The following is a 13,079-nucleotide window of genomic DNA, read 5'->3' on the forward strand; positions in this document are numbered from 1 at the left end:
CTACCGTTCGGTTGGCGCGCCGACGACCTGGTTCACCGCCGACTGATTGATGCTGACGTTGTACTCGCTCTCGAGCCGCGCCAGGTATTGGCCGATGAGATCGTCGGAATAGGCGTTCTGCAGCAGCGTCTTGAGCTCGCGCAACGTCACGGCATTGGTGTCCATCGCCGGATCGGTCACCTGCGCGACGCGGAGGAGATAGCGCTGCGCCTCGTTGTTGCCATCGGCCGCGGCGAAGCCGTCCTTCGGCGTCTTGAACGCGACGTCGACGACGTTCGCCGGCACGTTCGGCCCGGCCTTGCCGCGCTGCAGGTCGATCGCCTTCTGCACGGTCAGCTTCTCGTCGCTCGCCAATTGTTCGAGCGTCGTACCCGCCTTGAGCTTGGCGAGCATGGCGTCGGATTTCTTCTTCAACCGCTCGGCAATCTGATCGTCGCGCCAGCGCGCCTCGACCTGCGGCTTGATGTCCTCGAGCTTGCGGTCATGCGACGGCGTGACGTTCGTCACTTCGTAGTAGAGGAAGCCGCCGCCCGGCAGTTGCAGCGCCTCGTTGTCGACGCCGACGTCGGTCGTGAAGACCGCGTTGAGCAGGGTCGGCGGGTAGGGCTGCAGCGCCGGCACGATCTTGCCGTCGGGGCCGCGGCCGGAGCGGTCGATGGCGTCGACGGTGACCACCTTGAGGCCGAGCTTCTTGGCCGTCTCGGGCAGGGTCGCGCCGCTCGCGCGCTCGTCCTCGACCTTGTCGCGCAGATCGTTCATCGAGCCGCGCGCGCGCGTCTCGGCGATCGTCTGTTTGATCTGGGGTGCGACCTGCTCGAACGTCTGCTGCGAGCCCGGCTCGATCTTGGTCACGAGCAGCAGCAGCGTGCCGAAGCGGCCCTTCACCGGCTGGCTGATCTCGTTGAGCGGCAGCGAGAAGGCGGCGCTGGCGGCCGCCGGATCGATGATCTGCGTCTTGGTGACCATGCCGACATCGACGTCGGACGGTTTCAGTCCGTGCGCCGTCGCCACCTGGGCGAAGGTCTGGCCCTTGGTGATCTCGTCGCGCGCGGCGGCGGCCTTCGCCTCGTCCGGGAAGACCATCTGGTGCAGTTCGCGCTTTTCCGGCGTGCCGTACTGGCCCTCATGCTGGGTGAAGTAGGTCTTGGCGTCGGCGTCGCTGACCTGGTCGGGCTTCGCCAGTTGGGCGGGCGAGACCGCCAGCAGATTGACCTTGCGAAATTCCGGCGCGCGGAACATCGCCTTGCGTTCGTCGTAGAACTTCGTCAGCTGGTCCTGCGTCGGCGCCGGCACATCGCCGGCCTGCGCGCCGCCGAGCACGAGATAATCGATGTCGCGATGCTCGTTTTCGAACTTGTTGAGCGCTTCCATCGCCACCGTCGGCACCGGCACGTCGCCGCCGATGCTCTGCGCGATCTGCCGGCGCAGGAGCACATTGCGCTGTTCGGCGACGAAACGCTGCTCGGTGTAGCCGGCGTCGCGGATGATCTGCGCGAAGCGGTTGGGATCGAACTGGCCGTTCGGCCCCTTGAACGTCGGGTCGTTCTCGATGGCCCCGGCGATCTGCTCGTTGCCGAGGTTGAGGTGCATGGTGCGCGCCTGCTCGTCGAGCGTCACCTGGGCGACGAGCTGGCCGAGCAACTGCCGGTCGAGGCCGAGCCCGCGCGCCTGGTCCGGCGAGATCGGCCGGCCGGTCTGGCGGCTCAGCTGCTGCAGACGCTGGTTGTAGAACTGCCGGAATTCGTCGATCGAGATCGTGCTGCCGCCGATGGTGGCGACGTCGTTCTGGCCGAAGCCGCCGCGGAAAATATCGGCGATGCCCCAGATCGCGAAGCTGACGACAAGGATGCCCATGACGGCGGCCATGATGCCTTTGCCGAGCCAGGTCGAGGAGGCTTTGTGGATGTTGCGGAGCATTGGCGCGCGACTTCGTCCTGTCCTTTAAGGTTCCGGTCAAATGACGGGAGGCGGGGGCTCTTTTAAGCTTTGCCCCAACGCCCTGCAACACAAGAGGGATCGGCTTTAGCGCCGCAGTCTGGCGCGGGCGGCGTGGGTCTGGTAACGGCTCGCGGCGAAGGGAACAGGTTCATGGCCGGGAAGACGCTGCTGCCGCTGGTCGCGGGCAACTGGAAAATGAACGGGCTCAAGGCCTCCGTCGGCGAGCTCGGCAAGATCATTGCCGGCGCCGCGCGGCTCGCCGGCAAGGCGGATCTGATGGTCTGCCCGCCGGCGACCCTGGTCGCCCAGTTCGCGCAAGGAGCACGTGACTCCGGCGTCGTCATCGGCGGCCAGGACTGCCACGCCAAGGCCTCCGGCGCGCATACCGGCGACATCGCCGCCGAGATGCTGGCCGACGCCGGCGCCACTGCCGTCATCGTTGGCCACTCGGAGCGCCGCGCCGATCACCACGAGACCGACGACGCCGTGCGCGCCAAGGCCGAGGCTGCGTGGCGCGCGGGCCTGACCGCCATCGTCTGCGTCGGCGAAACCCGGGCGCAGCGCGAGGCCGATGAGACGCTCGACGTGGTCGGACGGCAGATCGACGGCTCAGTCCCGGATGGCGCAATCGGGGCCAATCTGGTGATCGCCTATGAGCCGGTCTGGGCCATCGGCACCGGCTTGACGCCGACGCCGGACGACGTCGCGCTCGTGCACGCCTTCATCCGGGAGCGGCTGATCGGCCGTTTCGGTCCGGAGGGCGGGGCCGTGCGCATCCTCTACGGCGGCTCGGTGAAGCCGGCCAACGCCGGGGAACTGCTCACCATCCCTCACGTCAACGGCGCGCTGGTCGGCGGGGCCAGCCTCAAAGCCGAGGATTTCCTTGGCATTGCCGCCGTTTACGAATAGTCGGGCAAGGGTGGAAAAACCGGTTTCGATCGTGTAGAGACCGCCACGCCTTCCTATATGGAGCGAAATACGTCGGCTCGGGCTGTGGCCGCGAGCGGATGGGTTCGAACGGATTTTGGCCTTATGCAGCAAGTCGTCATCGTCATTCATTTGATGCTCGTGCTCGCCCTGATCGGCGTGGTCCTGCTGCAGCGCTCGGAAGGCGGCGGCCTCGGAATCGGTGGCGGCGGCGGCTTCATGACCAGCCGCGGCACGGCCAACGTGCTGACGCGCGCGACAGCGATTCTCGCCGGCCTGTTCTTCGTCACCAGCCTGATCCTGTCGATCCTCGCCGGCTTCGATCGCAAGCCGACCTCGATCCTTGGCGGCTCAAGCGCGCCGGCGACGTCTCCGGCGGCGCCGGGCAGCCCGCCGCCGCTCGGCGGACAAGGGGGGCTGCTCAAGCAGCTTGGCGGCGGTCAGCCGGCGCAACCGCCGGCCGCCCCGCCGGCCGCCCCGGCGGCGCCCGCGGCTCCGAGCGGCCCGACGGTGCCGCAGTCGAAATAGAGACCTTCGGAAGGGCCGGGTGACCGGCCCTTCTTCGTTGCGATAGGACCTGAGGTTCGCGTTGCAAGCTTCGGAAAGACAGAGAGTTTTGCACACTACGCACAAGCGCAGAGCCGCCCTTCGTTTTTCGCCCTCGTCGAATCGATTCGGCCTCGCTAAAGGTTAGGCCCCATGGCGCGGTACATTTTCATCACCGGCGGCGTGGTCTCGTCCCTTGGCAAAGGTCTGGCTTCAGCAGCCCTTGGCGCGCTGCTGCAGGCGCGCGGCTACAAAGTCCGCCTGCGCAAGCTCGACCCCTATCTCAACGTCGATCCCGGCACGATGTCGCCGTATCAGCACGGCGAGGTCTTCGTCACCGACGACGGCGCCGAAACCGATCTCGACCTCGGCCATTACGAGCGCTTCACCGGTCGCCCGGCGACGCGGCACGACAACATCACCACCGGCCGCATCTACCAGGACATCCTCACCAAGGAGCGGCGCGGCGACTATCTCGGCGCGACCATCCAGGTGATCCCGCACGTCACCAACGCCATCAAGGATTTCGTCCGCGATGGCAACGAGGGCTTTGACTTCGTGCTGGTCGAGGTCGGCGGCACGGTCGGCGACATCGAAGGCCTGCCGTTCTTCGAGGCGATCCGTCAGTTGGGCAATGACCTGCCGCGCCAGCACGCGGTCTACGTCCATCTGACGCTGCTGCCCTTCATCCCGAGCGCCGGCGAACTGAAGACCAAGCCGACGCAGCATTCGGTGAAGGAACTGCGCTCGATCGGCATCCAGCCGGACGTCCTGCTCTGCCGCACCGACCGGCCGATTCCGGAAGGCGAGCGGCGCAAGCTGGCACTGTTTTGCAACGTGCGCGAAAGCGCCGTGATCGAGGCGCGCGACGTCGACAACATCTACGCCGTGCCGGAAGCCTATTCGGCGCAGGGCCTGGCGGCGGAAGTGCTTGCCGCCTTCGGCGTGGAGCCGCAGCAGCCGGCCGACCTCGAGCGCTGGCGGCTGATCAACGAGCGTATCCGCAATCCGGAAGGCGACGTCACCATCGCGGTGGTCGGCAAGTACACCGGGATGAAGGACGCCTACAAATCGCTGATCGAGGCGCTCTCGCACGGCGGCATCGCCAACAAGGTGAAGGTCAATCTCGACTGGATCGAGTCGGAAGTGTTCGAGAACGAGGACCCGGCGCCGTTCCTCGAGCACGTCAACGGCATCCTCGTGCCCGGCGGCTTCGGCCAGCGCGGCGCCGAAGGCAAGATCCGCGCGGCGCAGTTCGCGCGCGAGCGGCAGGTGCCGTATTTCGGCATCTGCTTCGGCATGCAGATGGCCTGCATCGAGGCGGCGCGGAATCTGTGCGGCATTACCGAGGCCAACTCGACCGAATTCGGCCCGACGCCCGAGCCGATCGTCGGCCTGATGACCGAATGGCTGAAGGGCAACGAATTGCAGAAGCGCACCGCCAGCGGCGATCTCGGCGGCACCATGCGGTTAGGGGCCTATGACGCGGTGCTCTCGCGCGGCAGCCGGGTGGCTCAGATCTACGGTGCGACGGAAATCTCCGAACGCCATCGCCACCGCTACGAGGTCAACACCGCCTACAAGGATCGCCTCGAGCAGCGCGGCATGCGCTTCTCCGGCATGTCGCCCGATGGCATCCTGCCGGAGATCGTCGAGTACGAGGACCACCCCTGGTTCATCGGCGTGCAATTCCACCCCGAGCTCAAGTCGCGGCCGTTCGACCCGCATCCGCTGTTCGCGTCGTTCATCGGCGCGGCGGTGGAGCGCTCGAGACTGGTCTGATCTGGCCTGCAACGCGCCGTTGACCCAGCGACGTCAGCGCCGCATGGTCGCGGCCACGAGGCGACCGTGAACACCGTGAAACCCAACACAATCGTCACCATTGGCAGCGCCAGGTTCGGCAACGACCTGCCGCTCGCGCTGATCGCCGGCCCCTGCCAGATGGAGAGCCGCGCGCACGCGCTCGAAATGGCGACGGCGCTGAAGGAGATCGCGGCGCGCGTCGGCATCGGCCTCGTCTACAAAACCTCGTTCGACAAGGCGAACCGCACCTCGGCGGGTTCGGCGCGCGGGGTCGGGCTCGACAAGGCGCTGCCGGTGTTCGCCGAGATCCGGGAGAAACTGAAGCTGCCGGTGCTCACCGACGTGCACGACGCCGCGCAGTGCAAGCCGGTGGCCGAGGCCGTCGACGTGCTTCAGATTCCGGCCTTCCTTTGCCGCCAGACCGACCTGCTCATCGCCGCGGCGGCAACCGGCAAGGTGGTCAACGTCAAGAAGGGCCAGTTCCTGGCGCCGTGGGACATGGCCAACGTCGTCGCCAAGATCACCGGCGCCGGCAATCCCAACGTGCTCGTCACCGAGCGTGGCGTGTCCTTCGGCTACAACACGCTCGTCTCCGACATGCGCGCGCTGCCCATCCTCAAGCGGACCGGCGCGCCGGTGATCTTCGACGCCACCCATTCGGTGCAACAGCCGGGCGGGCAGGGTACGTCCTCGGGCGGCGAGCGCGAGTTTGTGCCCGTGCTGGCGCGGGCGGCGGTGGCCATAGGGGTCGCCGGCGTCTTCATCGAAACGCACCAGGACCCCGATCGCGCGCCCTCCGACGGCCCTAACATGATGCCGCTCAAGGAGATGGAGCCACTTCTGCGCAAGCTGGTTGAATTCGACCGCTTAGCCAAAGCCTGACGTTCAGGCCACAGGCGATGAACCGCACCCTCAATCTCATCGCGCTCGTCGTGTTTGCGAGCTCGCTGTTCATCCGTTCGACCGACCCGATCATCCCGCAGATCGCGCTCGGCTTGCACGTCGAGCCGCGCACGGCGGCATTGCTGTCGACCGCCTTCACGTTGCCCTATGCGCTGGTGCAGCCGCTGCTCGGGGCCCTGGCCGACATGTTCAGCAAGCCGCGGCTGATGCTGATGTGTCTTGCCACGCTGACGGTGGCGACCTTCATCAGCGGCATCGCCCCGAACTTCGAGGTGCTCATCGCCGGACGTGTGATCGCCGGGCTGGCCTCCGGCGGCGTCGTGCCGATCGCCTTCGCGCTCGTCGGCGACCGTGTGCCCGTGCATGAGCGGCAAGTGGCCATGGGCCGCCTGCTGTTGGCGATCATGACCGGCAACGTGCTCGGCGCCACCTGTGCCGGCTTCGTCGGCGACCTCGTCGGCTGGCGCGGCGTGTTCTTCTCGACCGGCGCGGTCGGCTTCATCGCAATGCTCGCGGCGCTGCCAGGTTTCCGCGGCTTCAAGGAGGTCGGCGGACGCTTCGACCTGTCCGCGCTCGGCCCGAGCTACCGCACGATCTTCAAGAATCCGCTGGCCAAAATCTGCTTCGGCGCGGTCTTCCTCGAAGCCGTCTTCATGTACGGCGTGTTCCCGCACATCGCGAACATGATGCATGCCGCCGGCGTCACGCTCGCATCGATCGCCGGCATCGTGATCGCGGGCTTCGGCATCGGCGGCGCACTCTACGGTGTGACGGTCTCGCGTCTGCTGCCGATCCTCGGCGAGCGCTGGATGATGCGGCTCGGCGGCATGACCATGGGGTTCTGCCTGCTGGTGATCGCGGCGACGTTGCCCTGGCCGGTCGAATTCTTCAATTTCGCGCTGCTCGGATTCGGATTCTACTCGCTGCACGCGGTGATCCAGATCTACGCCAGCGAGTTGGCCCCGAGCGCGCGCGGCTCGGCGATGGCGCTGCACTCGTTTTTCTTCTTCATGGGACAGGCGATCGGTCCGATCGTCTACGGCCTAAGCCTCGCCAGTATCGGCATCCGACCGATGCTGGTCTTCGGCGCGGCGGTCCTGGTCGTCGTCGGCTGGACTTGCGCGCAATGGCTCCGCCGCGAGCCGATCTCCATCTAGCCGCGGCCGCGGTAGGGCGCGACGCCTTGCTCGGGCACCCAGACGTCCTTCGGCAGCTTGCCGGCCTGCCAGAACACGTCGATCGGGATGCCGCCGCGCGGATACCAGTAGCCGCCGATCCGCAGCCATTTCGGCTTCAGGAGCGCGACGAGCCGCTTGCCGACGGCCACTGTGCAGTCTTCGTGGAAGGCGCCGTGGTTGCGGAAGCTGTTCAGGTAGAGCTTCAGCGACTTGGATTCGACCAGGAATTTGGCCGGCACGTAGTCGATGACCAGGTGCGCGAAGTCGGGCTGGCCGGTGATCGGGCAGAGGGTGGTGAACTCCGGCACGGTAAAGCGAGCGACGTAGTTCGTGCCGGGCTGCGGATTGGGCACGCGGTCGAGCACCGCCTTGCCAGGGGAGGCGGGGATCGGGGCCGGGCGGCCAAGCTGCAAACTGCGTTTCGCCATCGGGGGTTACCGTGCCTTTCCTCATCCCCTGCATGCCTTGCCGGCGCGGGGCATGACAAGGGGGTTATCGATCCTGTAGAAGCGCCGCACAACGCATCGGGACCCTGCACATGACAGCCATCGTCGACATCATCGGCCGCGAAATCCTGGACTCCCGCGGCAACCCCACCGTCGAGGTCGATGTGCTGCTGGAAGACGGGTCCCGCGGCCGCGCCGCCGTGCCTTCGGGCGCCTCGACCGGCGCGCACGAGGCGGTGGAGCTGCGCGACGGTGACAAGAAGCGGTATCTCGGCAAGGGCGTGACCAAGGCGGTCGACGCCGTCAACGGCGAGATCTTCGACACCATCGGCGGCATGGACGCCGAGGCGCAGACGCAGATCGACGAGACGATGATTGAGCTCGACGGCACGCCGAACAAGGCCCGGCTCGGCGCCAACGCCATCCTCGGCGTCTCGCTAGCGACCGCCAAGGCGGCCGCGGAGGCTTCCGGCCTGCCGCTCTACCGCTACGTCGGCGGCACCTCGGCGCGGCAGTTGCCGGTGCCGATGATGAACATCGTCAATGGCGGCGTGCACGCCGACAACCCGATCGACTTCCAGGAATTCATGATCATGCCGACCGGCGCTGCGACGTTCGCCGACGGCCTGCGCATGGGCGTCGAGGTGTTCCAGACGCTGAAGTCGGCGCTGAAGGCGGCCGGCCACAACACCAATGTCGGCGACGAAGGCGGCTTCGCGCCGAACCTGAAGTCGGCGGAAACCGCGCTCGATTTCGTCATGCAGGCGATCGAGAAGGCTGGCTACAAGCCCGGCGAGGACGTGATGCTGGCGCTCGATTGCGCCGCCACCGAGTTCTTCAAGGACGGCAAATACGTCTACGCGGGCGAGGGCAAGACACGCTCCGCCGCCGAGCAGGCGCAGTATCTGGCCGACCTCGTCGGCCGCTATCCCATCGTCTCGATCGAGGACGGCATGAGCGAGGACGACTTTGCCGGCTGGAAGATCCTCACCGAGAAGATCGGCGCCAAGTGCCAGCTCGTCGGCGACGACCTGTTCGTGACGAACGTCAAGCGCCTGTCGCAGGGCATCGAGCAGGGCATGGGCAATTCGATCCTGATCAAGGTCAACCAGATCGGCACGCTGACCGAAACGCTGGCCGCCGTCGAAATGGCGCACAAGGCGGCCTACACCTGCGTGATGTCGCACCGCTCCGGCGAGACCGAGGATTCGACCATCGCCGACCTCGCCGTCGCCACCAATTGCGGGCAGATCAAGACCGGCTCGCTCGCCCGTTCCGACCGCACCGCGAAGTACAATCAACTGCTGCGGATCGAGGAGGAACTTGGCGATCAGGCTCTCTATGGTGGCCGGTCGGTGCTCAAGGGCAAGCGGTAATCAGTCTTTCGCTTCGCCTTGCGTCGGGGCGCAAATCCCCGCACATTTGCGAAGAGCCTCAGGCCAAACAGCGAGGTCGTCCATGGATCAGTCCACGCAATTCGCCCCGCATGACCGCAAGCGCGCGGTCGCGCGTCTGGCCGAATCGATCGCGCAGTCCATCGACGCCGCGCGCGCGGTGGAAAAGCCGTTCTTCCATCTCGAATTCGATCGCGTCTTCCCTGACGACATCTACGCGCAGATGGTCGCGTTGATGCCGCAGAACCGCGACTACCGGCCGATGCACGGCCGCAGCAAGGGCCACGACCTCGAGGATGGCACGCATACGCGGGTGAAGATCGATCTCTTTCCCGAATACATCCGCAATCTGCCGCCGGATAAGAAGGAACTCTGGGATATCGTCGGGCGCGCGCTGTGCTCGGAGCCGGTGAAGCAGGCATTCATGCGCCGGCTTGCGCCCGGGCTGAAGAAGCGATTCGGCGAAGGGCACGCGGATGTCGGCATGTATCCGATCCCGATCCTGACGCGCGACATCCCCGGCTATCTCATTACGCCGCACACCGACACGAGCTGGAAGGGCATCACCGTGCAGCTGTATCTGCCGGCGGACGATGCCAACACCGATATCGGCACGATCTTCCACGACGTGCTGCCCGACGGTTCCAAGCCCAAGGCGACGCAGATGCGTTTCGCGCGCAATACCGGCTATGCCTTCGCCGTCGGCGACGACACCTGGCATTCGGCCGACCCGGTACACAACCGGGTGAAGACGCGCGATTCGATCCTGCTAACCTATTTCGTCGATCAGGGGGCCTTGCGCGTGCTGCGCAACCGCGCCAAGCGATTCGGCAATTTCGTGCTCAACGAAATCCGCTCGCGCATTTAGCGGCGGACAGAGGCCTCCTTGCACCCTTGGGCCCGGCTGTCAGCCGGCCCCTGCGCGCCACAACCGCGCGGCGGCCTCGAAAGCCCCCCGTCCTTAAACCGGTTTTAACGCGGCTGCGGCATTTTTGCCGGCCATGGTCTCCCATCGTCGCCGCCGCGCCATCCTGACCGTGCTGGGTCTCTATCTCTTCGCCGGGCTGTTCATCGGCTATTTTGCCGTCAACGCCGTGACGGGAAACCGCGGCCTGCGCGCCCAGGCGGACCTCGACCAGCAGATGAGCGTGCTGCAGCAGCAGCTTACCGGGTTGAAGGCGGAACGGGCTGGACTGGAGCGGCAGGTCGCGCTGTTGCGCTCCGAACGGATCGATCCCGACATGCTCGACGAGCGGGCACGGGTGCTGCTCGGCTATGTCGATCCGCAGGACCTCGTCTACCTTCTGCACCCGCACTAGCAACCCGTTCCACCATCACACGTTATCCACTGCGGTCGTCGTCTTCCCCGCGGCACTTGGCTGTGCAGGCCTGATCGGCTGTGGGACGCTTCCGCCCTCCCATGATTTACGCTATGGGGAGCGGACAAACCTTCCCGACGCCGCTGAAGGAGTATTCATGGCGGTCGCCCAGAAAAATCCGAGCGCCGAGCAGGCCGAGCCGGCGCAGCCCAAGGGGCCGATCGCCGACTTCAGCAAGGAGCAGGAATTGTCCGCCTATCGGACGATGCTCACCATCCGCCGCTTCGAGGAGAAGGCGGGCCAGCTTTACGGCATGGGCCTGATTGGCGGCTTCTGCCACCTCTACATCGGCCAGGAAGCCGTCGTCGTCGGCATGCAGATGGCGCTGAAGGAAGGCGATCAGGTCATCACCGGCTACCGCGACCACGGCCACATGATCGCGACCGGCATGGACCCGAAAGGCGTCATGGCGGAGCTGACCGGCCGCGCCCACGGCTACTCCAAAGGCAAGGGCGGCTCGATGCACATGTTCAGCGTCGAGAAGGGCTTCTTCGGCGGCCACGGCATCGTCGGCGCGCAGGTGCCGATCGGCACGGGCCTCGCCTTCGCCAACCGCTACCGCGGCAACAAGAGCATCTCGGTCACCTATTTCGGCGACGGCGCCGCCAACCAGGGCCAGGTCTACGAGAGCTTCAACATGGCCGAGCTCTGGAAGCTGCCGGTCATCTACGTGATCGAGAACAACCGCTACGCCATGGGCACGTCGATCACGCGCGCCTCGGCGCAGGTCGATCTGTCGAAGCGCGGTCTCTCATTCAACATCCCCGGCGAGCAGGTCGACGGCATGGACGTGCGCGCGGTCAAAGCCGCCGGCGAAAAGGCCGCCGAGTGGTGCCGCTCCGGCAAGGGCCCGTACATTCTCGAGATGCTGACCTACCGCTATCGCGGCCACTCGATGTCGGATCCGGCCAAATACCGCACGCGCGAGGAGGTCGAGAAGGTGCGCACGACGCACGATCCGATCGACATGGCGCGCCACCGCATCCTCGAGACCAAGCTCGTCAAGGAAGACGCGCTGAAGAAGATCGATGGCGAGGTGCGCGATCTGATCAACGAGGCCGCCGAATTCGCCACCCACGATCCCGAGCCGGACGTTTCCGAGCTCTGGACCGACGTATACCGCGCCTAAAAGACGTTGCCCGCGTAGGACACAGTAGCGAACCATGCCGACCGAAGTACTGATGCCCGCGCTCTCTCCGACGATGGAGAAGGGCAACCTCTCCAAGTGGCTGAAGAAGGAAGGCGACTCGATCAAGTCGGGTGACGTCATCGCCGAGATCGAGACCGACAAGGCGACGATGGAGGTCGAGGCGGTCGACGAGGGCACGCTCGGCAAGATCCTGGTGCCGGAAGGCACCGCCGACGTCGCCGTGAATACGCCGATCGCCGTCATCCTCAACGAAGGCGAGGATAGGGGCGCAATAAAGGACGTGAAGCCGTCGCAGCAGGAGAAGGCCGCGGAGTCTGCGTCGCCTGCCGCGAAGTCGCCGGCGGCACCAGCCCCGAAGAAAGAGCAGAAGGCGTCGGTCGCGCCCGCGGAGGTGAAAGCCGCCGCCGATCCAGCGATCCCCGAAGGCACCGAGATGGTCACCATGACCATGCGTGAAGCGCTGCGTGACGCCATGGCCGAGGAGATGCGCCGCGACGAGAACGTCTTCGTCATGGGCGAAGAGGTCGCCGAATATCAAGGCGCCTACAAGGTAACGCAGGGGCTGTTGCAGGAGTTCGGCGACCGCCGCGTCATCGACACGCCGATCACCGAGCACGGTTTCGCCGGCCTGGGCATCGGCGCGGCGCTCTCCGGACTGAAGCCGGTCGTCGAGTTCATGACTTTCAATTTCGCCATGCAGGCGATGGACCAGCTCATCAATTCGGCGGCGAAGACGCTGTACATGTCCGGCGGCCAGATGGGCTGCCAGATCGTCTTCCGCGGCCCGAACGGCGCTGCCGCGCGCGTTGCCGCACAGCACAGCCAGGATTATTCGTCCTGGTACTCGCACATTCCCGGTCTCAAGGTGGTCTCGCCCTCGACCGCCGCCGATGCCAAGGGCCTGTTGAAGGCGGCGATCCGCGATCCCAATCCGGTCATCTTCCTCGAGAACGAAATTCTATACGGGCATTCGTCGCCGGTGCCGAAGCTCGATGACTTCGTGCTGCCGATCGGCAAGGCCAAGATCGCGCGCGAGGGCAAGGACGTGACCATCATCTCCTGGTCGATGGGCATGTCCTATGCGCTCAAGGCGGCCGAGGAACTCGCCGCCGAAGGCATCGAGGCCGAGGTCATCGACCTGCGCACGCTCAAGCCAATGGACACCGAGACGATCGTCGAGTCGGTGAAGAAGACCGGCCGCTGCGTGACCGTCGAGGAGGGCTGGGCGCAGTCCGGCGTCGGTGCCGAGATCGCCGCGCGGCTGATGGAGCATGCCTTCGATTATCTCGATGCGCCGGTCGTGCGCGTCACCGGCAAGGACGTGCCGATGCCCTACGCCGCCAATCTGGAGAAGCTCGCGCTGCCGTCCGCCGCCGAGGTGGTCGAGGCGGCGAAGTCGGTTTGCTACAAGTAAG

Annotated in this window: 12 protein-coding genes; 10 read left to right on the forward strand and 2 right to left on the reverse strand. The window is 66.0% G+C overall.

Annotated elements, in window-relative coordinates:
- Complete coding sequence (locus tag VGV41_RS17665; RefSeq protein ID WP_326865277.1) at nt 1–1,917, reverse strand: peptidylprolyl isomerase; 1,917 nt, start codon at nt 1,915–1,917, stop codon at nt 1–3.
- A 171-nt stretch (nt 1,918–2,088) separates the two neighbouring features.
- Here VGV41_RS17665 and tpiA point away from each other — a divergent pair, with 171 nt between their 5' ends.
- The 5 genes from tpiA (at nt 2,089) to VGV41_RS17690 (ending at nt 7,274) form a co-directional block, all read left to right on the forward strand.
- Nucleotides 2,089–2,847 (forward strand): triose-phosphate isomerase, encoded by a 759-nt coding sequence (gene tpiA, locus VGV41_RS17670; protein ID WP_326865278.1) that lies wholly within the window; start codon nt 2,089–2,091, stop codon nt 2,845–2,847.
- A gap of 123 nt (nt 2,848–2,970) precedes the next feature.
- Complete coding sequence (secG, locus tag VGV41_RS17675) at nt 2,971–3,393, forward strand: preprotein translocase subunit SecG (RefSeq protein ID WP_326865279.1); 423 nt, start codon at nt 2,971–2,973, stop codon at nt 3,391–3,393.
- A 171-nt stretch (nt 3,394–3,564) separates the two neighbouring features.
- A complete protein-coding gene (locus VGV41_RS17680; RefSeq protein WP_326865281.1) occupies nt 3,565–5,193 on the forward strand; it encodes a CTP synthase in 1,629 nt (542 codons plus the stop codon).
- A 66-nt stretch (nt 5,194–5,259) separates the two neighbouring features.
- On the forward strand, nt 5,260–6,096 hold the full coding sequence (kdsA, locus tag VGV41_RS17685; RefSeq protein WP_326865282.1) for a 3-deoxy-8-phosphooctulonate synthase: 837 nt from the start codon (nt 5,260–5,262) through the stop codon (nt 6,094–6,096).
- 17 nt (nt 6,097–6,113) lie between these two features.
- Nucleotides 6,114–7,274 (forward strand): MFS transporter, encoded by a 1,161-nt coding sequence (locus tag VGV41_RS17690; protein WP_326865283.1) that lies wholly within the window; start codon nt 6,114–6,116, stop codon nt 7,272–7,274.
- Here the strand turns inward: VGV41_RS17690 and queF are convergent.
- On the reverse strand, nt 7,271–7,723 hold the full coding sequence (gene queF / locus VGV41_RS17695) for a preQ(1) synthase (protein WP_326865284.1): 453 nt from the start codon (nt 7,721–7,723) through the stop codon (nt 7,271–7,273). The two genes, VGV41_RS17690 and queF, sit on opposite strands and share 4 nt — an antisense overlap.
- 110 nt (nt 7,724–7,833) lie before the next feature.
- On the opposite strand from queF, the gene eno reads away from it, so the two are divergent.
- From eno to VGV41_RS17720, 5 genes are all read left to right on the forward strand, one after another.
- Nucleotides 7,834–9,117, forward strand: a complete 1,284-nt coding sequence (gene eno, locus VGV41_RS17700; RefSeq protein ID WP_326865285.1) for a phosphopyruvate hydratase — start codon at nt 7,834–7,836, stop codon at nt 9,115–9,117.
- 82 nt (nt 9,118–9,199) lie between these two features.
- Entirely contained in the window at nt 9,200–10,003 is an 804-nt protein-coding gene (locus VGV41_RS17705) for a hypothetical protein (RefSeq protein WP_326865286.1), read from the forward strand.
- A gap of 133 nt (nt 10,004–10,136) precedes the next feature.
- Nucleotides 10,137–10,454: a septum formation initiator family protein gene (locus VGV41_RS17710; RefSeq protein ID WP_326865287.1), complete on the forward strand. Its 318-nt coding sequence runs from the start codon at nt 10,137–10,139 to the stop codon at nt 10,452–10,454.
- Between the two features lie 157 nt (nt 10,455–10,611).
- Nucleotides 10,612–11,643, forward strand: coding sequence for a pyruvate dehydrogenase (acetyl-transferring) E1 component subunit alpha (gene pdhA / locus VGV41_RS17715; RefSeq protein ID WP_326865288.1), 1,032 nt, complete (start codon nt 10,612–10,614; stop codon nt 11,641–11,643).
- A 34-nt stretch (nt 11,644–11,677) separates the two neighbouring features.
- A complete protein-coding gene (locus VGV41_RS17720) occupies nt 11,678–13,078 on the forward strand; it encodes a pyruvate dehydrogenase complex E1 component subunit beta (protein ID WP_326865289.1) in 1,401 nt (466 codons plus the stop codon).
- Nucleotide 13,079 lies beyond the last annotated feature (1 nt).

It is taken from the genome of Pseudolabrys sp. (assembly GCF_035943735.1).
GTDB lineage: Bacteria > Pseudomonadota > Alphaproteobacteria > Rhizobiales > Xanthobacteraceae > Pseudolabrys.

Bases quoted from the DNA above. Each gene is read 5' to 3' on its own strand.
- VGV41_RS17665 (WP_326865277.1), bottom strand. From the start codon at position 1,917: ATGCTCCGCAACATCCACAAAGCCTCCTCGACCTGGCTCGGCAAAGGC.
- tpiA (WP_326865278.1), top strand. From the start codon at position 2,089: ATGGCCGGGAAGACGCTGCTGCCGCTGGTCGCGGGCAACTGGAAAATG.
- secG (WP_326865279.1), top strand. From the start codon at position 2,971: ATGCAGCAAGTCGTCATCGTCATTCATTTGATGCTCGTGCTCGCCCTG.
- VGV41_RS17680 (WP_326865281.1), top strand. From the start codon at position 3,565: ATGGCGCGGTACATTTTCATCACCGGCGGCGTGGTCTCGTCCCTTGGC.
- VGV41_RS17690 (WP_326865283.1), top strand. From the start codon at position 6,114: ATGAACCGCACCCTCAATCTCATCGCGCTCGTCGTGTTTGCGAGCTCG.
- queF (WP_326865284.1), bottom strand. From the start codon at position 7,723: ATGGCGAAACGCAGTTTGCAGCTTGGCCGCCCGGCCCCGATCCCCGCC.
- eno (WP_326865285.1), top strand. From the start codon at position 7,834: ATGACAGCCATCGTCGACATCATCGGCCGCGAAATCCTGGACTCCCGC.
- VGV41_RS17705 (WP_326865286.1), top strand. From the start codon at position 9,200: ATGGATCAGTCCACGCAATTCGCCCCGCATGACCGCAAGCGCGCGGTC.
- VGV41_RS17710 (WP_326865287.1), top strand. From the start codon at position 10,137: ATGGTCTCCCATCGTCGCCGCCGCGCCATCCTGACCGTGCTGGGTCTC.
- pdhA (WP_326865288.1), top strand. From the start codon at position 10,612: ATGGCGGTCGCCCAGAAAAATCCGAGCGCCGAGCAGGCCGAGCCGGCG.
- VGV41_RS17720 (WP_326865289.1), top strand. From the start codon at position 11,678: ATGCCGACCGAAGTACTGATGCCCGCGCTCTCTCCGACGATGGAGAAG.